Annotated in this window: 25 protein-coding genes and 1 pseudogene; 11 read left to right on the forward strand and 15 right to left on the reverse strand. The window is 64.3% G+C overall.

Annotation, left to right across the window (positions count from 1 at the left end; genetic code table 11):
* Nucleotides 1-54: 54 nt before the first annotated feature.
* The 5 genes from RFM40_RS08455 to RFM40_RS08475 form a co-directional block, all read right to left on the reverse strand.
* Nucleotides 55-435, reverse strand: a complete 381-nt coding sequence (locus RFM40_RS08455; RefSeq protein WP_320228834.1) for a TfoX/Sxy family protein — start codon at nt 433-435, stop codon at nt 55-57.
* 266 nt (nt 436-701) lie between these two features.
* Nucleotides 702-1298: a glutathione S-transferase gene (locus RFM40_RS08460; RefSeq protein ID WP_320228833.1), complete on the reverse strand. Its 597-nt coding sequence runs from the start codon at nt 1296-1298 to the stop codon at nt 702-704.
* Nucleotides 1299-1423: 125 nt separating this feature from the next.
* A complete protein-coding gene (locus RFM40_RS08465) occupies nt 1424-1882 on the reverse strand; it encodes a GNAT family N-acetyltransferase (RefSeq protein ID WP_320228832.1) in 459 nt (152 codons plus the stop codon).
* 261 nt (nt 1883-2143) lie between these two features.
* Nucleotides 2144-2503 (reverse strand): hypothetical protein, encoded by a 360-nt coding sequence (locus RFM40_RS08470; protein WP_320228831.1) that lies wholly within the window; start codon nt 2501-2503, stop codon nt 2144-2146.
* Between the two features lie 426 nt (nt 2504-2929).
* Nucleotides 2930-3463 carry a DinB family protein gene (locus RFM40_RS08475; protein WP_320228830.1) on the reverse strand — a complete coding sequence of 178 codons (534 nt, stop codon included), beginning with the start codon at nt 3461-3463 and terminating at the stop codon, nt 2930-2932.
* Nucleotides 3464-3532: 69 nt separating this feature from the next.
* On the opposite strand from RFM40_RS08475, the gene RFM40_RS08480 reads away from it, so the two are divergent.
* Nucleotides 3533-4159 (forward strand): TetR/AcrR family transcriptional regulator, encoded by a 627-nt coding sequence (locus RFM40_RS08480; RefSeq protein ID WP_320228829.1) that lies wholly within the window; start codon nt 3533-3535, stop codon nt 4157-4159.
* A gap of 28 nt (nt 4160-4187) precedes the next feature.
* Here RFM40_RS08480 and RFM40_RS08485 read toward each other — a convergent pair whose 3' ends face one another.
* Entirely contained in the window at nt 4188-5024 is an 837-nt protein-coding gene (locus tag RFM40_RS08485; RefSeq protein WP_320228828.1) for a DMT family transporter, read from the reverse strand.
* Nucleotides 5021-5200: a hypothetical protein gene (locus RFM40_RS08490; RefSeq protein ID WP_320228827.1), complete on the reverse strand. Its 180-nt coding sequence runs from the start codon at nt 5198-5200 to the stop codon at nt 5021-5023. Before RFM40_RS08490 ends, RFM40_RS08485 begins: the two co-directional genes overlap by 4 nt.
* Between RFM40_RS08490 and RFM40_RS08495 the strand changes: the two are divergent.
* Nucleotides 5196-5483 (forward strand): annotated as a pseudogene (locus tag RFM40_RS08495) (TetR/AcrR family transcriptional regulator); the annotation flags it as partial. The gene RFM40_RS08490 and the pseudogene RFM40_RS08495 overlap by 5 nt on opposite strands.
* Here RFM40_RS08495 and RFM40_RS08500 read toward each other — a convergent pair.
* The gene (locus RFM40_RS08500) at nt 5437-5601 is read right to left on the reverse strand and encodes a TetR/AcrR family transcriptional regulator (protein ID WP_430691651.1); all 165 of its coding nucleotides are present in this window, start codon (nt 5599-5601) and stop codon (nt 5437-5439) included. The pseudogene RFM40_RS08495 and the gene RFM40_RS08500 sit on opposite strands and share 47 nt — an antisense overlap.
* Before the next feature lie 219 nt (nt 5602-5820).
* Here RFM40_RS08500 and RFM40_RS08505 point away from each other — a divergent pair, with 219 nt between their 5' ends.
* Entirely contained in the window at nt 5821-6225 is a 405-nt protein-coding gene (locus tag RFM40_RS08505; RefSeq protein ID WP_320228825.1) for a YciI family protein, read from the forward strand.
* The gene (locus RFM40_RS08510) at nt 6222-7466 is read left to right on the forward strand and encodes an RNA polymerase sigma factor (RefSeq protein WP_320277381.1); all 1245 of its coding nucleotides are present in this window, start codon (nt 6222-6224) and stop codon (nt 7464-7466) included. The genes RFM40_RS08505 and RFM40_RS08510 overlap by 4 nt, the downstream gene beginning before the upstream one ends.
* Before the next feature lie 228 nt (nt 7467-7694).
* Here RFM40_RS08510 and RFM40_RS08515 read toward each other — a convergent pair whose 3' ends face one another.
* The 3 genes from RFM40_RS08515 to RFM40_RS08525 all read right to left on the reverse strand — a co-directional run bounded on the left by RFM40_RS08515 (nt 7695) and on the right by RFM40_RS08525 (nt 9054).
* A complete protein-coding gene (locus tag RFM40_RS08515) occupies nt 7695-8135 on the reverse strand; it encodes a hypothetical protein (protein ID WP_320228823.1) in 441 nt (146 codons plus the stop codon).
* A 109-nt stretch (nt 8136-8244) separates the two neighbouring features.
* Entirely contained in the window at nt 8245-8607 is a 363-nt protein-coding gene (locus RFM40_RS08520; protein ID WP_320277382.1) for a DoxX family protein, read from the reverse strand.
* A 24-nt stretch (nt 8608-8631) separates the two neighbouring features.
* Nucleotides 8632-9054 (reverse strand): VOC family protein, encoded by a 423-nt coding sequence (locus RFM40_RS08525; protein ID WP_320228821.1) that lies wholly within the window; start codon nt 9052-9054, stop codon nt 8632-8634.
* A 177-nt stretch (nt 9055-9231) separates the two neighbouring features.
* Here RFM40_RS08525 and RFM40_RS08530 point away from each other — a divergent pair, with 177 nt between their 5' ends.
* Complete coding sequence (locus RFM40_RS08530; protein ID WP_320277383.1) at nt 9232-9987, forward strand: AraC family transcriptional regulator; 756 nt, start codon at nt 9232-9234, stop codon at nt 9985-9987.
* 24 nt (nt 9988-10011) lie between these two features.
* On the opposite strand, the gene RFM40_RS08535 is transcribed toward RFM40_RS08530, so the two are convergent.
* Genes RFM40_RS08535 through RFM40_RS08545 form a run of 3 tightly spaced genes read right to left on the reverse strand, consistent with a single transcriptional unit; the run spans nt 10012 to nt 12151 of the window.
* Entirely contained in the window at nt 10012-10860 is an 849-nt protein-coding gene (locus RFM40_RS08535; RefSeq protein ID WP_320277384.1) for a 23S rRNA (adenine(2030)-N(6))-methyltransferase RlmJ, read from the reverse strand.
* A gap of 7 nt (nt 10861-10867) precedes the next feature.
* Nucleotides 10868-11491, reverse strand: coding sequence for a hypothetical protein (locus tag RFM40_RS08540; RefSeq protein ID WP_320228818.1), 624 nt, complete (start codon nt 11489-11491; stop codon nt 10868-10870).
* 12 nt (nt 11492-11503) lie between these two features.
* Nucleotides 11504-12151, reverse strand: a complete 648-nt coding sequence (locus RFM40_RS08545) for a TetR/AcrR family transcriptional regulator (RefSeq protein WP_320228817.1) — start codon at nt 12149-12151, stop codon at nt 11504-11506.
* Nucleotides 12152-12287: 136 nt separating this feature from the next.
* Between RFM40_RS08545 and RFM40_RS08550 the strand changes: the two genes are divergently transcribed.
* The 4 genes from RFM40_RS08550 (at nt 12288) to galE (ending at nt 16119) form a co-directional block, all read left to right on the forward strand.
* Nucleotides 12288-12758 carry a carboxymuconolactone decarboxylase family protein gene (locus tag RFM40_RS08550; RefSeq protein WP_320277385.1) on the forward strand — a complete coding sequence of 157 codons (471 nt, stop codon included), beginning with the start codon at nt 12288-12290 and terminating at the stop codon, nt 12756-12758.
* A 285-nt stretch (nt 12759-13043) separates the two neighbouring features.
* Nucleotides 13044-13394 carry a hypothetical protein gene (locus tag RFM40_RS08555; protein WP_320277386.1) on the forward strand — a complete coding sequence of 117 codons (351 nt, stop codon included), beginning with the start codon at nt 13044-13046 and terminating at the stop codon, nt 13392-13394.
* A 533-nt stretch (nt 13395-13927) separates the two neighbouring features.
* The gene (locus RFM40_RS08560) at nt 13928-14986 is read left to right on the forward strand and encodes a UDP-glucuronic acid decarboxylase family protein (protein WP_320228814.1); all 1059 of its coding nucleotides are present in this window, start codon (nt 13928-13930) and stop codon (nt 14984-14986) included.
* On the forward strand, nt 14983-16119 hold the full coding sequence (galE, locus tag RFM40_RS08565) for a UDP-glucose 4-epimerase GalE (RefSeq protein WP_320277387.1): 1137 nt from the start codon (nt 14983-14985) through the stop codon (nt 16117-16119). The genes RFM40_RS08560 and galE overlap by 4 nt, the downstream gene beginning before the upstream one ends.
* Nucleotides 16120-16279: 160 nt before the next feature.
* On the opposite strand, the gene RFM40_RS08570 is transcribed toward galE, so the two are convergent.
* On the reverse strand, nt 16280-16876 hold the full coding sequence (locus RFM40_RS08570; RefSeq protein WP_320228812.1) for a DUF995 domain-containing protein: 597 nt from the start codon (nt 16874-16876) through the stop codon (nt 16280-16282).
* A 295-nt stretch (nt 16877-17171) separates the two neighbouring features.
* On the opposite strand from RFM40_RS08570, the gene RFM40_RS08575 reads away from it, so the two are divergent.
* Together RFM40_RS08575 and RFM40_RS08580 are read left to right on the forward strand one after the other, a co-directional pair.
* On the forward strand, nt 17172-18785 hold the full coding sequence (locus RFM40_RS08575) for an ArnT family glycosyltransferase (RefSeq protein ID WP_320277388.1): 1614 nt from the start codon (nt 17172-17174) through the stop codon (nt 18783-18785).
* A gap of 121 nt (nt 18786-18906) precedes the next feature.
* Nucleotides 18907-19824 (forward strand): lysylphosphatidylglycerol synthase domain-containing protein, encoded by a 918-nt coding sequence (locus RFM40_RS08580; RefSeq protein WP_320277389.1) that lies wholly within the window; start codon nt 18907-18909, stop codon nt 19822-19824.
* The last annotated feature ends 4 nt before the right edge of the window (nt 19825-19828 follow it).

The following is a 19828-nucleotide window of genomic DNA, read 5'->3' on the forward strand; positions in this document are numbered from 1 at the left end:
GCCAGTTCAACAAATACTGACATATCACGGTCCAGAAAGTGGTGAGCCAGCGGCTTACGCGCGCTTCTTTGCGACCTTGGCGGATTTGACCTTCGGCGGCAAAGTCTCGACGAAAGCCAGCGCGCGGTCGAGCCAGCCCCGGAGATCGGCATCCGTCGCGGTGCCCTCCGGCGCGACATGGACATAGCCTTCCATCGAGCGCCCGCCCATTTCCATCGGCCGCGCGTGCGGACGGGCGGCGGCCTCGCCATGCGCCTCCTTGCCGACGCGCACCAGCAAGCCTCGCTTCGAGGTGCCGATCAGCATGTTGCCGTTGATCATGAAGCAGGTGCCGCCGAACATTTTTTGTTCCGTGAAGGCGCGCGAGCCAAGCGCCGCGCGCAGGCGCTCGACCATGGAGTCGACGGCGCTGGTTTTGGTGACTGACTTCGCCATGCTCACAGCCTCCGCGACTGCGGGAGACAGGCAAGCACGGAAGCGGGTGGCGGTTCAAGCCCGCCTCCCCTTCTCGCCTTGTGGGAGAAGGTGGCCGAGCGAAGCTCGGACGGATGAGGGGTGCTCCAGCTTGACACATACCTTCGTCAGCATTCCGCCGCGATGTCAGGTTCGCCGATGCCTCACTCCGGCCAACACCCCTCATCCGTCTCGGCGCTAGCGCGCCGATCCACCTTCTCCCACAAGGGGAGAAGGAAGAGGCGCCTTCACCCCGGCACGCATCCCTTCAGCTCCGGAAACTTCTCGTCGAAGCGGGCGGCCCAACGGGTCAGCCGGCCGCGGCCCTTCTCCCACTGCCCGCCGAAGCGCAGTGCGAGATAGCCGAGGGCGGCGCGCAACGCCATCTGGCCGGCGGTGATCTTCTTCGGCAGTTTCGGCGGATTGGCGTTGAGAAGGTCGAGCGCGGTGGTGATCTTCGCCCACTGACGGTCGAGCCAGGGCTGATAGACCATGGTGTCAGGGCGCGTGCGCCTTTCATAGACCATCGACAGCGCGCAGTCGCAGATGCCGTCGGCCAGCGCCTCCAGCACTTCGGCCTCGAGCCGCTTGTCCGGATTGCGCGGGAAGAGCGCATTCTTCGACAGCCGGTTGAGATGCTGGGTGATGGCACGGCTGTCGTGGATCGAGCGGCCGTCCTCCAGCACCAGCACCGGGATCTTGCCCAGCGGATTGGCCGATATCAGCTCAGACGGCTTGTCCTCGGTCTTGACCGGCACGAGGTCGACGGCGATGCCGGCATAGGCGGCCGCCATGCGGACCTTCGAGCTGTAGGGTGACGTAGAGGCGTAGAGCAGCTTCGGCATGAACGGTTTCCCAGTTGTGTGCGCGCACTGTTGACCGAATGCCCTAGCCACGGCAAAGGCCAGCACCGCCAAACCTTGCCGCCAGCCCGACAGAAGCTTGGCCAAGCAGGCACGTCCCGCTGCCGCTACCTCAGGGATCGCTCCATGATGATGGTTCGTTCGTCGCCATGGAAGCTGTCGCGGACCGCTCGAAAACCGAGCTTGGAATAAAACGGTTCGGCGGTGACCGAGGAAGGCACCGTCAGGACTTTCACGCCGTCGGCCCACGCTGCTTCCTCAACCTCCGCCATCAGCCGCCTGCCGATGCCACGGCTTTGAAATGCAGGATCGACGAACACGGAGCGGACCGTCGCTCCGTCCAGACTCGCGGTTCCTACGACCTGGTTGCCGACGATGGCGACGACGACCTGACGTTTCCTGAAGAACTGCAGCATCGCCGACGGGCTGAAGCTTTGTTCCACACGGGCAATGATGTCCGGCGCGTAATCCCTGGCGTTGGTTTCCCGCAGAGCGGCCACGATCACCCGGCTCACCGCGTCCGCCTCGTCGTCGCTAGCCCGACGAACTGCAAGCTCCAGAGCCATGAGCAATCGCCTCTTCCTTTGGTTGTCGCGGATTCGACGTGGCGCAGCGAAAACAGGAACCTCGCCCGGCAATCGGAACGATCGTGTCGATCTGCTCTTGCCGCCGCAACAAAAAAGCTCCCGGAAGTTTGCCGGATGGCAAAATTCCAGGAGCTTCAGGAGCGTGCGCCCCAACCTCGCCCGCCATCACGCCGAACTGGCGAGAGGGGCACCTCAATGGCACCCGCCCTCACCTGTCGGTTCGCGCGCGAAGCTACGCGATTACTTCTTGGCAGGCGCCTTCTTTGCCGGCGCTTTCTTCACAGCTGCCGTCGACTTGGCGGCGGCGGCTTTCATCGGAGCCTTGGCGGCGGGCTTTGCCGCTGCCTTCGCGGCAGGCTTGGCGGCAGGCTTGGCGGCCGGCTTCTTGGCCGGAGCCTTGGCTACTGCCTTGGCGGCGGGCTTCGTCGCGACCTTGGCGGCCGGCTTCTTGGCGGCGGGTTTTGCCGCGGCCTTGGCCGGAGCCTTGGCGGCTGCCTTGGGTGCTGCTGCCTTCTTCACTGCAGGTTTCGTGGCAGCCTTAGCTGCCGGCTTCTTTGCCGGCGCTTTCGCCGCCGGCGCCTTGGTTGTCGTCTTTGCCATGCGATGCCCCTTGCGTTTTGCCGATGGTCGTGAGTGACCCGGCGTGCTCATGCATATCTGACTCGCGGCTATCTAGCCAGCGAAGCAACACAATGATTTTCAGTTATTGAATTTTGGTTACGCAAGGCGCGCTGACAAGGGTAATGACGCAAAAAACGACAGCGAATCTTTGTCTGTCGAAGTGAAACTGCATCCACGAGCATTCCCGACGCTCTCTATCGCCCGATCATCCAGACATGTTCGCGCTGGGCAGAGAGTTGAATGTGAGCGCACTGCTCATAATGTAGAAGAAGTTGTGCGAGGACGGTTTCATCTTGTCCAGCACAAAGATCTACAGGTCAGGTTGCAACAGAACCGAGCCAGAGCCGTGACAAATTTTGTCGGCTCGAAAATGAGCTTATTGCTCGCATTCTTGTAACCGTCGCATCAAGCATCGAGCGGCCCTGGCTCGCAGTGGAGGCGACGCGAAGGCTCCACCTGATGCAGATGGACGGCATAGGTGTCCCAAGGCGGCGTGACCGCGATAGCGGCAAGCATCCGGCCGATCTCACCGCGGTGATAGCTGCCGTGCAGGACGACATGGGTCAGCATCTCCTGCCTGGTCATGCAACCCTTGTCGCCGTCGGTGAAAGTAAAGGCGACCGGTTCCGCAAGCTGTTGCTCCGAAACGGTTTCGAGATAGTCGAGATACCAGCGGTCGCTTTCCGCCATGGCGGCGCGCAGCTCAGCCGGCTCCGGCGTCTCCTCGGTGTTGTCGCTCGCATAGCCGTGCGCAACGCCCGTGAGGTGCGCGGCAAATATCCGCGACACGACATGGATGTGGTTCATCAGCCTCAACGCGGCGCGGTGTTCCACCCCATTGCGGCGCGGGTCGAGACGACCGGCGAGTTTTTCCAAGAGCTCGTCATTGGCCCAGGTCTGGTAGGCGAGCAGGCTGCGCAGCAGCGTCGCGGCACTCATCTTTGGGCTCCGTTTGCAGTCGAGATAAATGTGAGTATCTTGCTTATATTCTCGGGAGACCCGGTCCGGATGTCTACTCGCATCGCAAAGCCAGCTCCACGCATGCGCAAGGAGCCGCGCCAGGCGCGCTCGGTCGCCACCGTCGAGGCGATCATTGAAGCAGGTGCTCGCGTTCTGAGCGAGATCGGCTGGGCGGGCTTCAGCACCAACAAGGTGGCCGAGGCCGCGGGCGTGAGCATCGGCTCGCTCTATCAGTATTTCCCCGACAAGCTCGCTCTGATCGATGCGATCCGGCGCCGCCACTTCGACCATGTGCTGTCGGTCATCCGCGAAGCCGCGGCCGAGAAGAAGCCGCTCAGGCAGTTCGCGCGCGAGCTGGTGCGCGGCATGATCGCCGCGCACAGCATCCACCCGACGCTGCATCAGGTGCTGCTCGACGAGGCGCCGGGCGACCGCGGCTCGCGCGCCGCGCACGCCTCGTTCCAGGCCCGCTACCTCGAGCATTATGCGGCGGCCGTCGCGCAATATCGCCGGCGCCTGAAGGACACCGAGACCGTGGCGCGGGTGCTCTCCTCCGCCGTCGAGGGCGTGATCCACAATGCGGCGCGCCGCAACATGCTCGATGCGCCGGAACTGCACAAGCAACTCGGCGAGCTGATCTGTGCCTATCTTTCCGGCCAGGGCGCGCGGACTTGATGATGGCACGATCCCGCAGCCGACGCCGTCACGACTGATAGCCGAGGCAGATCGCGCCGAGCGCAACGACGGCGCAGGCTCCGATACGTCGGGGTGTCAACGCTTCGCCGAGGAAGAACCGGCCGATGAAGGCAGCGAAGACGACGCTGGTCTCGCGCAGCGCGGCGATCGGCCCCGCCGGTCCCAGCGCGAAGGCAGCGAGCACCGCGCCATAGGCCAGGAGCGCCAACAGCCCGCCGCCCAATGCCTTCCAGGCTTCGGGTGCGCGAAGGTCGACATCGAGCCTGCCGCGCAGAGCAAGAAAGGTCGCTGATAGCAAGACGCTATAGATCAGCAGCACCCAGGCGGTATAGGCGACGCTGTTGCCGGCGGCTCGCACGCCGATGGCATCGACGGTCGCGTAAGCCGCGATGATCGCGCCGGTGGCGAGCGCGTAGAGGATCGACGTCGCTGAGGCCCTGCCGCGCCCGAGCGACAGGCCCATGATGCCGCAGGCGACTAGCGCGACGCCGACGAGCTCCGGCGTGGTCAGTTGCTGACCGGCGAGCAGGAAGCCGCCAAGCGCGACCAGCAGCGGTACGCTGCCGCGCACGATCGGATAGACCTGCCCCAGTTCGCCATAGCGGTAGGCGGCGACCAGGAATACGCTGTAGCCAACCTGAAGGCTGGCCGAGAGCACGACATAAGGCCAGGCGGCTGCCGCCGGCAGCGAATGGAAAAGCGCCAATGGAACGGCCGCGGCAGCGCTCGAAAAGCTCATGACGGTAATCGTCCATAGCCGATCGGCTCCGGTCCGCAGAAAGGCGTTCCAGCTGGCATGCAGGATGGCCGCGAACAGCGCGAGCCCGACGACGGTCGCGTTCATTTCGGCACCCGCGCGCCGGCGAGGATGGCGGAAGCCGCCCTGCGGGCGTTGGCGATGGCGGTGGCCGCCTCTCCCATCTGGGCCATCAGCGTCGCGCCCTCGATCAGCATCAGCAACGCCGCCGCGGCTTCCTCGGCCCGCTCCGGCGGCAGCTCCTTTCCAGGATAAAGCGCCAAGACGACGATGTACCGCCATTTCCCAGCGAAGGACCAGTTGATCGTCGCGGTGCTGGAGCATCGCGCGGCGCGTTTCGAACGCCAGCTCGACCGGCTGGCGGCGACGGTGGACACGGCGGCGGCGAAGATCGCGACGATCCTGGACTGGCACGAACGCTGGTTTCGCGATGCGGATTTCCACGGCTGCCTGTTCGCGCACGCGCTCGCCGAGTTCGGCGATCCCGACCATCCGGTGTTCAAGGCCGCCGTCCGTCAGAAGAACGGCTTGCGGGCGCGCATGCGATGCCAGCCTCGGCGATGATGCGGTCGACGCCGGTGGCATGGAAGCCGTCACGCTTGAACAGCGAATAGGCGGTATCGACGACATGCTGGCGTTTGCGCGACAATGATGAGGACGTCATGCCATCACCGTGATGAGACAGGTCTGTCTCTTTTAGGAGGCTTTCCTATTTGTCAATTCAGGGGCTCGCTGCATCCGCGTCGGAGCCTGAGGTGCCGAGGCTGACCCAGGTGCCCTTCGCATCAGCGGCGGATCGGCCTTAATTTTTCGCGGCGCCGTCGATTCCACCGGGCCTCGCTCGTCGTAGGATCGAAGCAACCCAACCGAAAGGAAGATACCCATGCGCTTCATGATGCTGATGATCCCCGGCGGCTATGCAACCGCGGCTCCTGACGTAATGCCCAGCGCCAAGGCGGTGGAGGAGATGATGAAATACAATGAGGCGCTGAAGCGAGCCGGCGTGCTGCTCGCGCTCGACGGGCTACATCCGCCGTCCGCGGGCGCGCGGGTCAGCTTCAAGGGCGGCAAGCCGGCCGTCACCGACGGCCCCTTCGCGGAGGTCAAGGAAGTGCTCGGCGGCTACTGGATGATCGACGTGCGCTCGCGCGAGGAGGCCATCGAATGGGCGCGCCGCTGCCCCGCCGGGGAAAATGACGTCATCGAGATCCGCCGCGTCCAGGAAATGAGCGATTTCCCCGAGGACGTCCAGAAGGCGGCCGAAGGCTTCAGCGGGCTGAAGGGTTGACCGCAACCGTCGAAGCAGTCTGGCGGATCGAGCAGCCGAAGCTCGCCGCCAGGCTCACTCGCTATCTGCGCGATGTCGGGCTGGCCGAGGAGGTGGTGCAGGATGCCTTCCTGCAGGCGCTGGAGCGCTGGCCGCGGGACGGCATCCCGCGCAACCCGGCCGCCTGGCTGACGCGGGTCGCCACCAACCGGGCGCTCGACCGGCTGCGCCGCACCGTGATGCTCGACGGCAAGCACCGCGAGCTCGCGATCGACCTCTCCGAGTTGGAGCGCGAGGTGCCCGACATCGAGGCGGCGCTCGACGAGGACATCGACGACGACCTGTTGCGGCTGATCTTCACCGCCTGCCATCCGCTGCTGCCGGCCGAGCAGCGCGCGGCGCTTGCCCTGCGAATGTTGGGCGGGCTGTCGACGCCGGAGATCGCCCGCGCCTTCCTAGTGCCCGAAACCACCGTCGCCCAGCGCATCGTGCGCGCCAAGCGGGCGCTGCGCGATGCCGGCATTGCGTTCGAGACACCGCGCGGAGAAGAACGGCGCGAGCGTCTCGCCGCCGTGTTGGAAGTGGTCTACCTGATCTTCAACGAAGGCTATGTGGCCTCGGCGGGCTTGGACTGGCTGCGCGCCGATCTCTGCAGCGAGGCGTTACGCCTCGGCCGCTCGCTGGCGGCGCTGATGCCGGAAGAGCCGGAGGCGCTCGGGTTGGTCGCCTTGATGGAGTTCAACGCCTCGCGCTTTGCCGCCCGCACCGACAGAGCGGGCAATCCGATCCTTTTGCTCGACCAGGACCGCAGCCGCTGGAACTGGTCGCTGATCCGGCGCGGTCTCGACGGCCTCAATCGCGCGATGGCGCTCACGCCGACACCCGGCCCTTATCTGCTGCAGGCGATGATCGCCGCCTGCCATGGCCGAGCGGTTAGCATGGCCGACACCGACTGGATCGCGATCGCCGCCTATTACCAGGCCCTTGCGCTGGCGGCGCCCTCGCCCATCGTCGAAGTCAACCGCGCGGTGGCGGTCGGCATGGCGTTCGGTCCGGCCCAGGGCCTCGCCGTCGCCGACGCGCTGCAAGACGAGCCGCGGCTCAGGGACTCGCATCTGTTGCCGACGGTGCGCGGCGATCTCTTGGAAAAGCTCGGACGAACAGAGGAAGCCATGGCCGAATTCCACCGCGCCGCCGAACTGACAGGCAATGAGAGGGAGCGCGCCCTGCTGCTTGCGCGGGCCGCTGGCGGAGACGTTTGAGAGCAAGAACGAAGGATAGGTCGGCGGGACAGCGCCCCCCTCTGCCCTGCCGGGCATCTCCCCCACAAGGGGGGAGATCAGATGTCACGCGGGCTTTCGCCAATCTCGAACGTCGGAAGGAAGGCGGGTCCGGCGAAGCTGCTAATCTCCCCTCGTGGGGAGATGCCGGCAGGCCAGAGGGGGGCGCCGTAGAGCGCCTACTTCAACTGTCTGCCGGCCAGAAAAATATTACCGCAGAACGCGGCAGCGGCCGTTATAGACCATCCAGCGGTCGAAGCCCGAGACGCAGAACTCCACATTGTCACCGATCGAGGCAAAGCCCTGGCCTTCCTCGATCAGGTACCAGATGGTGCGGTCGCGGCCATCGGACAGGCTGACGGTGGCGCCGCAATAGCGGCGGCCGATCGGCCATTCGTCGCTCGCCGGCAAGTAGCGGTGCTGGTGGATGTTGTGAAAATCGGTGATCGCGACATCGGGAAGGTGCGGAACGTGATGCACCTGGTAGGTGAAGCGGTCGGTGATCTTGCTCAGCACCCAGCTTTCGCCGCAGACGCTGCCGTCATCCTCGGTATAGACGGAAAGGTCGGCGGCGTGCGCCGCCTGGCTGAAACCAAGGGGCGTAAAAAGGGAAATCAGCGCGGCAAGGGCGGAATGAGCGAAGCGGGTCATGACAGCCTCTCAAGGTCGGTTGCGCGCACTGTGCGGATTCGCTTGGCGGCGGTCAAGCGGTTGTGAAGGCAATGGTTTCTCAAAAGCTCGTTCCGGATGCCGCCCGGTGTCAGACCGTTCCAGACACCAGCAATCCGCCGATGACGGCCAGGTTGATAAGGAAGGCATTGCGCAGCACCTGCCGCTCCTGCTCCTCGGAGGCCCAGAAGCGCAGCAGCATGACGTTGGTCGCCAGCGTGAACACGATGAGCGCGCCGGCGGCGAAAGGCACCGCGATGCCCAGCGCGAGCATCAGGCCGGCGACGATCTCGAGCGCCGAGCCGGCGGCCAGCATGAGGGTGGGAGCCGGAAATTTCCGGCTCGCCAGATAGTCGCGCATCGCTTTGAATTTCAGGAAGTGCTCGATGCCGGCGAAGACGAACACGCCGCCGATGAGAAGCGCGCCTATCGCCTGGATGGTATCGATGGGCATGTCGCTCTCCTGCGAGCTTTTTGCTCAATCCTTGGGGATGAAAGCGGGGTTGTAGACGACTTCCCAAAGATGATCGTCCGGGTCCTGGAAATAGCCGGCATAGCCGCCCCAGAAGGTTTTCTGCGCCGGCTTGACCACGCGCGCGCCGGCCTTGACAGCCTCGGTCATCGCCGCATCGACCTCGGCTTCGCTCGCCACATTGTGGCCGATGGTGAGTTCGGTCGGGCTGCGGCCGCTTTGCGGCACCGTGGCGTCGTGGGCGATGCTCGATCGCTCGAAGATGGCGAACTTCAAGCCGCCGGCAAGCTCGAAAAAGGCGACGGCGCCGTGCTCGAACTCGCGGCCGATGATGCCTTCGGTCGGCAGGCCCAGGCCGTCGCGGTAGAATTTGAGCGATGCTTCGAGATCGTCGACGCCAAGCGTGAGGACGGTGATGCGAGCTTTCATTTCTCTCACTCCTTTCTATATTCGTGACCACGTCCGGGGAACGAATGCGGTCTGACGGAAGCGCCTGAAGCGCCGTGAAGTTGCACTCGTTTTGCCACGGATGAAGCGGCCGGCATTGAAGATTTCGGCCAAAATGGCCGACGCGTCGATCCGCCGCCGGAGCAGATCGGAGAAAGCATGGAAGCGGTACTGGCCCAGTCCACCGGCTTCTTTCGGGAACGGCCCGCCGCCGCGGGCCTGGCCAGCGCCTTTTCCGCCGTCTGGGTCCATCGCATGGCTGAGCAGGACGTCCCGCCGATCGTCATCACGCCGGACGCGACCATCGACCTGCAATGGATCGACGGCCGGTTCCGCATCGCCGGACCGGACAAGGAGCCGCAGATCGAGAGGCCGCCGGCCGGGTCGGTGATCGTCGGCTTCCGCTTCCGACCGGGAGCTTCCGCCGGCTGGCTCGGGGTGCCGGCCGGCGAGATCGTCGGCGGGCGGCTCGACCTCGGCGAGATATGGGGCACGCGGGTCCGAGAGCTGTTGGACCGCGTCAGGGCCGCGCCCGACCTAGCCGCCATGGTGCGGCAACTGGAAAATGTCGTCGGCGCGCATACAGAAGGGCGCGATGCGTTCGATCCGCTGATGGGCAGAGCCTTCGACGTCATCGATGAGGGCTTGCCGCCGGAAACGCCGCTGGTTCCGTTCCTGCAGCGCCATCTGCATTTGAGCGAACGGACGCTGCGACGCCGCTTCAAGGACGCCTTCGGCTATGGCCCGAAGACGCTCGACCGCATCCTGCGCTTTCACCGCTACCGGCGCCTGCGCGAGAAGACTGGCGACGCCTCGACCGCGGTCCTGGCGATCGAGGCCGGCTATGCCGACCAGGCGCATCTGATACGCGAGAGCCGGCGGCTGACCGGCATCACACCGAGGGCGCTGGCATAGCTTTAATCTTCGCGCGGCCGCGGTTTATTCGCCGGCCAGCCAATCGACCGTCCAACGCGAGGGCTGCTCGACGGCAAGTACCCTATGCAAGGCCGGCAACAACACCCGCAATTCGCCTTCCAGCGTGAAGGGCGGGTTGACCACCACCAGGCCGCTGCCGTCGAGGCTGGGCTCGCTCGAGGCCGGCCGGATCTCGAAGCCGATATCGAGCAGTTTCGGAATGCCCGTCTCCTGCAGCGCCGCGCGGAAGGCGGCGACCGCCTTGCGGTCCTTGATCGGGTACCAGAGCGCGTAGATGCCGCCCGGCCAGCGGCGATGCGCCCGCCGCAGGTTCTCGACCAGACGCGAAAACTCGCCCTCCTCCTCGAAGGGCGGGTCGACGAGGACCAGGCCGCGCTTCTCCTTCGGCGGCAGATGCGAGCCAAGCGCCAGCCAGCCATCGAGCTCGATCACCCTCGTCTGGAAATCGCCGGCAAAGACGGCTTTGAGCCGCGCAGCGTCCTCTTGGTGCAATTCGATCGCCGTCAGCCGGTCCTGCTTGCGCAGGAGGCGCCTGACGACCAGCGGCGAGCCGGGATAGCGGCGGAGGCCGCCGTCGGGATTTTCGGCGCGCACCGCTTGCAGATAGGGCTGAAGGAGCGTCGCCGCTTGAGGCTCGAGCGTGGCCTCGAACAGCCGGCCGACGCCGCCCTGCCACTCTCCGGTCTTACCGGCCTCCACCGAGGCCAGGTCGTAGCGGCCGATGCCGGCGTGGGTGTCGATGACGCGGAAGGCCTTGTCCTTCTGCTTGAGATATTCGACCAGGCGGCAGAGCACGGTGTGCTTGACGACGTCGGCGAAATTGCCGGCGTGATAGGCGTGGCGATAATTCATGCCGCCCTCACCTCTGCGAACCGCCGCGACCCCAGCGCGGCGGTGGCGGCTGCAAGTTGGGATTCTGCGGCGGCTTGCCACCACGCCCGAAGACCAGAGAGAGCACCAGCCCGACCAGGCCGACGCCCATCAGCGCATAGCCGGCCGGCCGCGCCCGTTCGTCGATCGAGCCGGTTCCTGCGCGCAAGATCAGATCGACGACGCGCATGTCGATGCCGTCGGCATCGCCGGGACCGATGGTGAAGACGTAAGGTCCCGACGTGATGGTTTCGATCACACCAGCCTCGTCGCGAAAGATCTTGTCGGGCAGTTGCGGGCTCACCTGGCGCGGATTGTCGGTGTGGTTGAAGGAGAGCGTCGAAGCGAGCGCGGTGCGGCCGCCGCTTGCCGCGGTCAGCGTCAACACCGTGCGCTGCTGCGAAGCTACGCGTTCAGCCCGCGCGGTGAGGTCGACCAGCACCCGGACCGGTGCGTCGCTGGCCGCGAGCCGCACCGTCGCCGGCCGGAAGCGGCCGCCTTCATAGACGCGATAAGTGCCGATCGCGTGGCCGGAGAAATTGCTCATCGCCCAAGGATAGAAGACGCCGATGGCAGCGCCGGCGATGAGAATAAGTACCGAGAGGAAGCGCATCGAAAGTCCTGGTTATTTCTTCGTCCGACCGCGATCGCCGCTACCTTGCGCGGTTTCGCTTCCGGCGGCTTCGTGGACCCGCTCCATCTCGTCCAGAAACATCTCCAGGCCAAGCTCAAAAGTCTTGTCGAAGCCGGCTGCGCCAAAATAGGCGCCGGCGGCCACGACGCTGGGATAGTCGCGCGCCAGATCCTCGTCGTTGACGGTGGTGACCGCCGAAGGCCCCTTGGCGTAGCCGGCGGTCTCATCGAGGATCGCGCCCATCAGATAGTAGCCGGCGGCGCGGAACAGGCGGGCGCTGAGCTCCGGTCCGAAACCGCCATCCTCGAACAGGCCGATGATCGCATTCAGCTTGGCAAGGCAGGGCGGCGAGTTCATCCGGTAGACCACGATGAACGGCGCGAATGCCGGATGCTCGGTCGCCACACGCCGGAACTCCTGCATGCCGATGCGAGCCCGCTCGCGCCAGGGCAGGTTGCGGTCGGGGATCACGAGCCCGCTCATCTGGCGGTCGACCAGCGCCTCGTAGAGATGAGCCTGCGAGGGGAAGTGATGGTAGATGCTCATCGCCTCGCAGCCGAGCCTGGCGGCGAGCTTGCGCATCGAAAAGCCGGATAGCCCTTCCCCTTCGATCACCTCGAAGGCGGCGTCCTCAATCATCTCGCGGGACAGCTTTCCGCGGGTTCGTATTTTTTTGCTTGGTGAGTCCATGGCGCCGCTTGACAACTTACGCTGTAAGGTTCATTTTCCACTTCACCTTACACCGTAAGGCCAACAAAAACCAGAGGAGAACATCGTGGTAGTCTTTCGCATCGTCTCAAATGTGCATTCCTGCCTGCGTTCCGCATCTCTGCTCGCCGCCATCGCGCTCACCGCGACCTTGAGCGCGGCCCCCGCCAGCGCCGACGACTACGACGCCGCCATCAAGGACATCCAATCGACCATAGGCGGCGTGCCCGGCTTCCTGAAACAGTTCCCGAAAGCCGGTCTGCCCGGCGCGTGGGCCGAGGTCAAGGCCATCGAACTCAGCGATAAGACTGCGCTGTCGCCTAAGGTGAAGTCGCTGATCTCGCTCGCTGTCGCGGCGCAAATCCCCTGCAGCTACTGCATCTGGTCGGACACCGAGAATGCAAAACGCGCCGGCGCCACCGACGAAGAGATCCAGGAGGCCGTCGCCATGGCCGCCTTGACCCGCCACTGGAGCACCATCTTCAACGGCATGCAGGTCGATCTCGCCCAGTTCAAGAAGGAGATGGGCGGAGAGTGAACTCCGCCACGGCATATGCTTGAAACCGAACGCATGGCCTGCAGCTTCGCAGGCCTTGCGTTTATCGCGAGCGCGACGATCTTCAGCCATTCCTCCTGACAACCGGCGGATGTGAATGGCCCACCCGCGCCCCTTCGGCACTCCCGCCGAGCAATTAAAATCCAACCACCCGTCAAACAGCTATCGCTAAATTAACCAAGTTTGCCATAATGTGCACAGGGTGGGTTGCTAGCCAGCGATTCGGATACAAGGGGCCCGATACGCCTAAGAGGATTTTTGATACTCATGGCTCACGAGAAACAAACCGCGCATTCAACTGGCAAATTTTTTTTCGTTTCAAGCAAAATTTTTTATAGTTCCTTGATTTTCGGCACGGTTCTAGCGGTTTCCGGCTGCCAATATTTCAATCTCGGACAACCGACCGCATTCGGCGCGTCGCAGAGCGGCAGCGCTGCCTTGGTCAACTTGAAACCAAATCGAGTTGCGCAGACAAGAACAGTTCCTGCCCCGATTACCAGCGTGAGCGTCAATCCCTATTTCGGAAACGCCGCGCATATCTGCAGCCCAAGCGGCTTCGGACAGCAGTCCCATTGCTTCCTCAGAGGTCCTGGACCGCTTTCGGTGCAGAACATCTGACATTCGGTCCAGTCATCCGAATAAAACCGAACGCGCGGGGCGCCTGCCCTTAATCTCCTTTTCACGCTATGCTTGGAGATGCCGGCGGCACCCGCAAGAGTCCCTGCCGCTGACGCTGGCAGGCCGGTTCGGCGAGTCGTTTCATTACCCGGCCCCCGCCAACACGATCACAGTACTTTTGGACCGGCGGCAGTTCCGGTCCCCAGCCGTATGATTAACCAATCGCTAACAAGCAAGGTTAACCAAACGCTAATTTAGTTGACTACGCCGTCCACAGGTATATTTTTATATGCGTTGGGTGTGCAATTTGGGCGAGCAGTCCGCGGTGGTGGCAACCATATTCGTGGATCGCGACTTAGGGGCGAAGGGACGCTGAGCGGCAGCAAATAAGCCGCACGGCAAGAGCTCCGCGAACTCAGACAAACACTTCGGTCGAGGCGGTTCCGCGCATGCGGAACGCCGCCATGATTTCACCTGGTCGGGCAACGCTGTTGTCCTGGCCGGAGCGATAGTGTGCGTGCGTGAGGGAAGCCATGAGTAGGGTTGCCAAGGTCTTGAAGCTGGACGGCGGGCCAGGTCGCAGGGGGTTCGATCGTGGTCGCGCTCTGGTCGCCGGCGGAGCGGGTTTCCTGGGCTCGCATTTGTGCGAAAGGCTGCTCGCCGACGGCTATGAAGTCATCGCGCTGGACAATTTTCATACCGGCAAAAGATACAATCTTGCAGGCATAGCGCGCGACGCCTCCTTCACCTGCGTCAAGCACGACATCGTCGACGAACTGCCGGCGGACTTCACGGTCAACGAGATCTACAACCTCGCCTGCCCCGCCTCTCCGCCTCACTACCAGGCCGATCCGATCCACACCTTCAAGACGAGTGTGTTCGGCTCCATCAATCTTTTGGAACTCGCCAGGCGCCATAACGCCAAGATCTTCCAAGCCTCGACCTCGGAAGTCTATGGCGATCCGCTGGTGCATCCGCAGCCGGAAGGGTACTTCGGCAACGTCAACACGCACGGCCCGCGCTCGTGCTACGATGAAGGCAAGCGCTCGGCCGAGACGCTGTTCTTCGATTACTCGAGGACATACGGCATCGATGTCCGCGTCGCGCGCATCTTCAATACCTATGGCCCGCGCATGCAGCCCGACGACGGCCGCGTGGTGTCGAACTTCATCGTCCAGGCGCTGCGCGGCGACGACATCACCGTCTATGGCAGCGGCACACAGACGCGCTCCTTCTGCTTCGTCAACGACCTGATCGAAGGCTTCGTGCGCCTGATGAACGCCCCGGTGGCGCCGCCGCACCCGGTCAATCTCGGCAACCCCGTCGAGTTTACCATCATGGAATTGGCCGAGTTGGTCATCGACTATACGAATTCACGCTCGCACATCGTGCACAGGCCGCTGCCGGTCGACGACCCCAGACAGCGCAAGCCCGATATCTCCTTTGCCCGGCAACACCTCGGCTGGGAACCGAAGGTTGCGCTGAGCGAAGGGCTCGCTCATACCACGGCCTATTTCGACGCGTTGCTGGGCTGCCGCCGGTTCGTCCCGCAAGCCGTCCAGGCGTCCTCTGTCAGGGAGGCAACGGCATGACGACCCGCCGCCCCGTTCTGGTGACGGGTGGCGCCGGCTTCATCGGCAGCCATACTTGCAAGCTGCTCGCGGCGGCGGGCTACCTGCCCGTGGTCTACGACAATTTAGGCCGCGGCAACCGGAAGGCCGTCGCCTGGGGTCCGCTGGTCGTCGGCGACATCCGCGACAGCGAAGCGCTGCAGCGGGCGATCGGCACTTACAAGCCGCTGGCGATCGTCCACTTCGCCGCCCTTGCCTATGTCGGCGAGTCGGTCAGCGAGCCGGCGGAGTATTACGCGACCAATGTCGGCGGCACGATCGCGGTGCTGGACGCGGCGCGGGCAAACGGCATCGACAAGGTGATTTTTTCCTCGAGCTGCGCGACCTACGGCGTGCCGGAGGCGCTGCCGGTCAACGAGACTTCGCCGCAGAAGCCGATCAGCCCCTATGGTCGCAGCAAGCTGATGGGCGAAGAGATCATCAGGGACTATGCCGCAGCCTATGGGATGAAATACGCGATCCTCCGCTACTTCAACGCCTGCGGCGCCGACCCCGAGGGCGAGCTCGGCGAGTGGCATACGCCCGAAACCCATCTCATTCCCCGTGTGCTGATGGCGGCGTCCGGCATGATCACGGCGATCGAGGTCTTCGGCGACGATTACGAGACGGCGGACGGCACCTGCGTGCGCGACTACATCCATGTCAGCGATCTCGCCCGCGCGCATCTCAAGGCATTGATGCATCTCGAGGCCGGCGGCGACAGCCTGTCCGTCAATCTCGGCACCGGCAAAGGCATCTCGATCAAAGAAATCCTCGAGGCGGTCGGGCGCATCACGTCGCGCCCGGTGCCGGTTGCTTACAAGCCGCGCCGGCCCGGCGACCCGGCCGGGCTTTTCGCCGATCCCAGCCTGGCGCGCGAGCGACTGGGCTTCATGGCGGAGAATTCCGACATCGACACCATCGTCAGGACGGCCGCGCCCTTCTTCGGGCTTGTCCCGGCCTCGATGCCGAAAGCTTTTGGTGCAACCTCCACCGTTTCACGCGTAAAGCGCGCGTCGAGCGGCGCGGAGACAACGAAAAAACGCCAGCCCGCAAGGCTGGCAGTCGTCCCTGTGAGTACTGTGTCGGGGCGCGGGCTCGCTGAGCTTGGTTGAGGGCTTGTCTCAGCGAGCCTCTTCTATTCGGGCGGAAGGCTGTTGGAGCGGTTCAGCTTTCAATGGAATGGCTGACCCGCTCCAGCTCTCTTTCTTTAGGCACTTCCGAACGCAGAAACGCCACACGGCTTCCGTCCGGAAGTACCCAAGTCCGTCCTGCCTAGCTCTTGCTGTCGACCAGCTTGCGGGTCTCGTCGAACTGTGCGCCCTTGGTGTTGCCGGCTTCGAATTTCTTATGCTCGTCGGCGGGATCGTCCTTGGCGTGCTTGAAATCGTACCACTCGCCGTCCGGGTCCTTGCGCTGCTCGATGTTGCCGCTCTCGATGCGGTGGCTGTAGCAGGTGCGTTGCGGCTTGGTGGTGTAGGTCTTGGACCTCCAGGCAAGCTCCATGCACATCTTGCCGGTGTCGGTCACCAGCCACCGACCCTCTGCCACGGCGGGCTTGTCCTGTCCGGCCGTCCAGGCCTGCAGGCGCCTGTCCAGCCCGAAATAGGCAGCACCATTCTTCCAGTTCCAGGTGCGGTCGGAATAGAGAAGCTGCAACTCGAACGCCGTCGGCGCGGCTTCGGGCTTGGCGGCGGCCTCGACAGCCGCGCTGTTCTTCGCCGCGGCGGCATCGGCAGCGCCTGCGAACGCAAGCTGGCCGCAGGCCATGAGGAGCGGCACGAGCCAGCGGCGCGCCGCACGCCGGCGGACACTCATGCCGGGTTTAGATGGAAAAGCAGTCTGGTCTGTCGTGTCGATGAGCAAGCGCATGTCGATAGCCCCCACCTCGACCCTGTCACGGTCGGGTCGAGGAACCATGGTTTGGAAGATTTTCTTCGGGGCTTTTCGCGTTCCGTCGCAAGCCCGAGCCCGTCGGCCCGGCGCGGCGCGATCAGCGCCCTTGAAACCATTAACAGCCGCGTGAGGCGCCATGTCAACCGAGTCCAAGTCTAAGCATCGCTACAAGCTGTTATTTAACCACGGCTATTACAATCTTGTGATACTCTGACAGTGTTTGGTAATTGCGCTGCGCCAGAGTAGCTTGGGTGGGAAGGGGCGGCTCCAGATGACAGGCGACACGGAAACGGCCGACGTCCAAGGCTTGGCCTTGCCTCGCCGGCGGGCCGCGGCTCTCATCCGTATCGACTTCAATACCTTGATTTTGCTGGCTATCCTGCTGGTGGCGGCAATCGCCCGGTTTCACAACATCACCCAGCCGCTTGTCGACTCTTTCAGCTGGCGCGAGACCAGCACAGCCATGATGGCCGATAATTTCCAGCAGCGCAGCTGGAACATCTTCTTTCCCGAAGTGAGCTGGACCGGCCCCGGGCCGAGTTATCAGGGGCGGGAATTCCAGATCGTCAGCTATCTCACCGCCCTGCTCTATCAGCTTTTCGGCTGGCACGACTGGTTCGGCCGGATGATCGCGGCGGCGTTCGGCATGGTGACGGTGTTTTCCCTGCACCGGTTGACCGCGCTCTGCTGGGACGAGGCGCATGCCCACGCGGCGGCGCTCGCCTATGCGCTGATGCCCGGCCCGGCTATGATCGACAGCTCGTTCCTGCCCGACCCCTCGATGCTGGCGCTGGTGACGCTTGGCGTCTGGCTGTTCGCGAAATACTGGGTCGGCGGCAAGGCATGGCTATTGCCGCTGGCCACCCTCTCTTTCACGCTGGGCGCGCTCGCGAAGCCGCCCGGGCTCGCCGCCGGCGCGGTCATCTTCTACCTGATGGTCTGCTGGATCGTTGCCGGGAAAACAAGGCATGCGGCCAGGGTGTTCGCGGCTGGGCTGCTGAGCCTCGCCATCATCGCCGCTTATTTCAGCTGGGCGATCTATCTCGGCCGCTCCTACCCGCCCTATCATGTGGCGGGCAGCGGCTATATCTGGGATTCCGGCTTCTCAACATTCTTCAAGAACAGTTTCTATCTGAAGTCCGTCTGGAACACCTCGATCTGGTGGTTCTACGGCTATCCGTTCATGGCGCTGATCGCCGTCGGATTCTGGATGCCGCCGAAGCCTGCCGAGACCAGCGAGCGAGCTCTTTCGGCCATTCCCTATGTATGGCTCGCGGCGGCAGCGGTCGTCTATATCGCCGCGGCGCGCGAGATCACCAGCAATCCATGGAATTACCACATCTTCAATATACCGTTGGCGATGTTCTGCGGGCGCGGCGCGCTGGTGCTGGCGACGCTCGGCACCGGAACGGCGCTCACCCCCGCCGTCATGCTGCGCTCGGCCTTCATCGCGGCGCTGGCCCTGGCGCTTTCGACCGTTCCTCTGCTCAAGACGATGAAGGCGCCGATCGCCGTGAACGGCAAGCTGCTCGGTGAGGAATTGGCGCGCTTCGTCCAGCCCGGCGAGCTTGTCGTCGCCATCGCGCCGGAGGCCGGCGACCCCGTCGCGATCTATTACAGCCGGGTCCGCGGCTGGGTATTCCCGCCCGGCGGCGGCGATGTCGAATGGTCGAAATTCGCCGAGGACGATGCCATCGCGATCGCCCAGCTCGAGGGGCTGCGCACCCAGGGCGCGGACTATTTCGGCACCGCCAAGAACGCCGCCGACAAACGGGACCGTCTGTTCGTCGAACATCATGACGGGGTGGTCGACTACCTCGACAAGACCGCAACCAAGCTTGTGGATTCGGACAAGCTGCTGGTCTATAGGATCACCCGCCCGTGAGGGAGCCGCGCCTGTTGTGGCCGGGCCGTGGCCTTTCGGCGGCAGTCGGCGGACGGCCGCGTACCGATGAACGTTGCGTCCGCAGCCGCTGACGCGGCAACGGAAGCCGGCGGAGACCTGGTTGAAAAAAGCATTCTCGATAATCGTCACCCTGGCGCTGCTGGCATGGCTTGCCGGCGACTCGCGCTGGAAGATGGTGGGCGACGCCTTCGCCAGCGTCACGCCGGGCGCCTTCGCGGCGGTGACGCTTTCGCTATTCGTCACCTATGTGCTGCGCGCGCTGCGCGTCTGCGACGAATTCCGCGACGAGGTGAACGGCCGCTTTGGCGCCTGCCTGCGCGTCATCCTGATCCACAACGCCATGATCAACGTGGTGCCATTCCGCGGCGGCGAGACCGCCTTCCCGCTGCTTCTGCGCCAGGTGTTCGGCATCTCGATCGTGCGCGCCAGCGCTTCGCTTCTGTGGTTCAGGCTGCAGGATGCCTTCGTCGTCGGCGTGCTTGCCTGCCTGGTGTGGCCGGGCCTTCATCCGGCGCTCAGGCCCGCGGGTATCGCGGCATTGATTGCGGTTGCCTGGTATCTGCCGCGCTGGGCGCGCGAGCCGCATGACTGGGCCGGACGCGGCAAGATCGTTTCGAAACTCGGCAAGCTGCGCGACATCTTCACCGAGGCGACCGGGCGCTCCCGCTACGGCTGGTGGTGGACGGTCGCCAACTGGACGCTGAAGCTTGCCGTGCAGGGATGGCTGCTCGCCATGCTGCTCGGCACCACCTTCCAGACCGCCTTTCCCGGCGCTGTCGGAGCCGAGGCCGCCGCCATCCTGCCGGTGCAGGGCGTCGCCGGTTTCGGCACCTATGAGGCGGGCGCCGCGGCGGCGCTGCTCTATTCCGACATCGCCATGAAGGACGGCCTGCAGGCGGCGCTGGCGCTGCATCTCTTCATCCTCTGCTCGGCCGTCGCCACCGGTGCGATCGCCTGGCTGTTTCCCTCGAAATCGACGCTGCCGGAGACCCCGGCCGCGGGGCCCGCAAGGAAATGACCGC

Source organism: Mesorhizobium captivum, assembly GCF_033977165.1.
GTDB classification, from domain to species: Bacteria; Pseudomonadota; Alphaproteobacteria; order Rhizobiales; family Rhizobiaceae; genus Mesorhizobium; species Mesorhizobium captivum.

Excerpts from the sequence above, each read along its gene's own strand:
- RFM40_RS08455 (WP_320228834.1), bottom strand. The coding sequence starts at position 435 with ATGGCGAAGTCAGTCACCAAAACCAGCGCCGTCGACTCCATGGTCGAG.
- RFM40_RS08460 (WP_320228833.1), bottom strand. The coding sequence starts at position 1,298 with ATGCCGAAGCTGCTCTACGCCTCTACGTCACCCTACAGCTCGAAGGTC.
- RFM40_RS08465 (WP_320228832.1), bottom strand. The coding sequence starts at position 1,882 with ATGGCTCTGGAGCTTGCAGTTCGTCGGGCTAGCGACGACGAGGCGGAC.
- RFM40_RS08470 (WP_320228831.1), bottom strand. The coding sequence starts at position 2,503 with ATGGCAAAGACGACAACCAAGGCGCCGGCGGCGAAAGCGCCGGCAAAG.
- RFM40_RS08475 (WP_320228830.1), bottom strand. The coding sequence starts at position 3,463 with ATGAGTGCCGCGACGCTGCTGCGCAGCCTGCTCGCCTACCAGACCTGG.
- RFM40_RS08480 (WP_320228829.1), top strand. The coding sequence starts at position 3,533 with ATGTCTACTCGCATCGCAAAGCCAGCTCCACGCATGCGCAAGGAGCCG.
- RFM40_RS08485 (WP_320228828.1), bottom strand. The coding sequence starts at position 5,024 with ATGAACGCGACCGTCGTCGGGCTCGCGCTGTTCGCGGCCATCCTGCAT.
- RFM40_RS08500 (WP_430691651.1), bottom strand. The coding sequence starts at position 5,601 with ATGACGTCCTCATCATTGTCGCGCAAACGCCAGCATGTCGTCGATACC.
- RFM40_RS08505 (WP_320228825.1), top strand. The coding sequence starts at position 5,821 with ATGCGCTTCATGATGCTGATGATCCCCGGCGGCTATGCAACCGCGGCT.
- RFM40_RS08515 (WP_320228823.1), bottom strand. The coding sequence starts at position 8,135 with ATGACCCGCTTCGCTCATTCCGCCCTTGCCGCGCTGATTTCCCTTTTT.
- RFM40_RS08520 (WP_320277382.1), bottom strand. The coding sequence starts at position 8,607 with ATGCCCATCGATACCATCCAGGCGATAGGCGCGCTTCTCATCGGCGGC.
- RFM40_RS08525 (WP_320228821.1), bottom strand. The coding sequence starts at position 9,054 with ATGAAAGCTCGCATCACCGTCCTCACGCTTGGCGTCGACGATCTCGAA.
- RFM40_RS08530 (WP_320277383.1), top strand. The coding sequence starts at position 9,232 with ATGGAAGCGGTACTGGCCCAGTCCACCGGCTTCTTTCGGGAACGGCCC.
- RFM40_RS08535 (WP_320277384.1), bottom strand. The coding sequence starts at position 10,860 with ATGAATTATCGCCACGCCTATCACGCCGGCAATTTCGCCGACGTCGTC.
- RFM40_RS08540 (WP_320228818.1), bottom strand. The coding sequence starts at position 11,491 with ATGCGCTTCCTCTCGGTACTTATTCTCATCGCCGGCGCTGCCATCGGC.
- RFM40_RS08545 (WP_320228817.1), bottom strand. The coding sequence starts at position 12,151 with ATGATTGAGGACGCCGCCTTCGAGGTGATCGAAGGGGAAGGGCTATCC.
- RFM40_RS08555 (WP_320277386.1), top strand. The coding sequence starts at position 13,044 with ATGGCTCACGAGAAACAAACCGCGCATTCAACTGGCAAATTTTTTTTC.
- RFM40_RS08560 (WP_320228814.1), top strand. The coding sequence starts at position 13,928 with ATGAGTAGGGTTGCCAAGGTCTTGAAGCTGGACGGCGGGCCAGGTCGC.
- galE (WP_320277387.1), top strand. The coding sequence starts at position 14,983 with ATGACGACCCGCCGCCCCGTTCTGGTGACGGGTGGCGCCGGCTTCATC.
- RFM40_RS08570 (WP_320228812.1), bottom strand. The coding sequence starts at position 16,876 with ATGCGCTTGCTCATCGACACGACAGACCAGACTGCTTTTCCATCTAAA.
- RFM40_RS08575 (WP_320277388.1), top strand. The coding sequence starts at position 17,172 with ATGACAGGCGACACGGAAACGGCCGACGTCCAAGGCTTGGCCTTGCCT.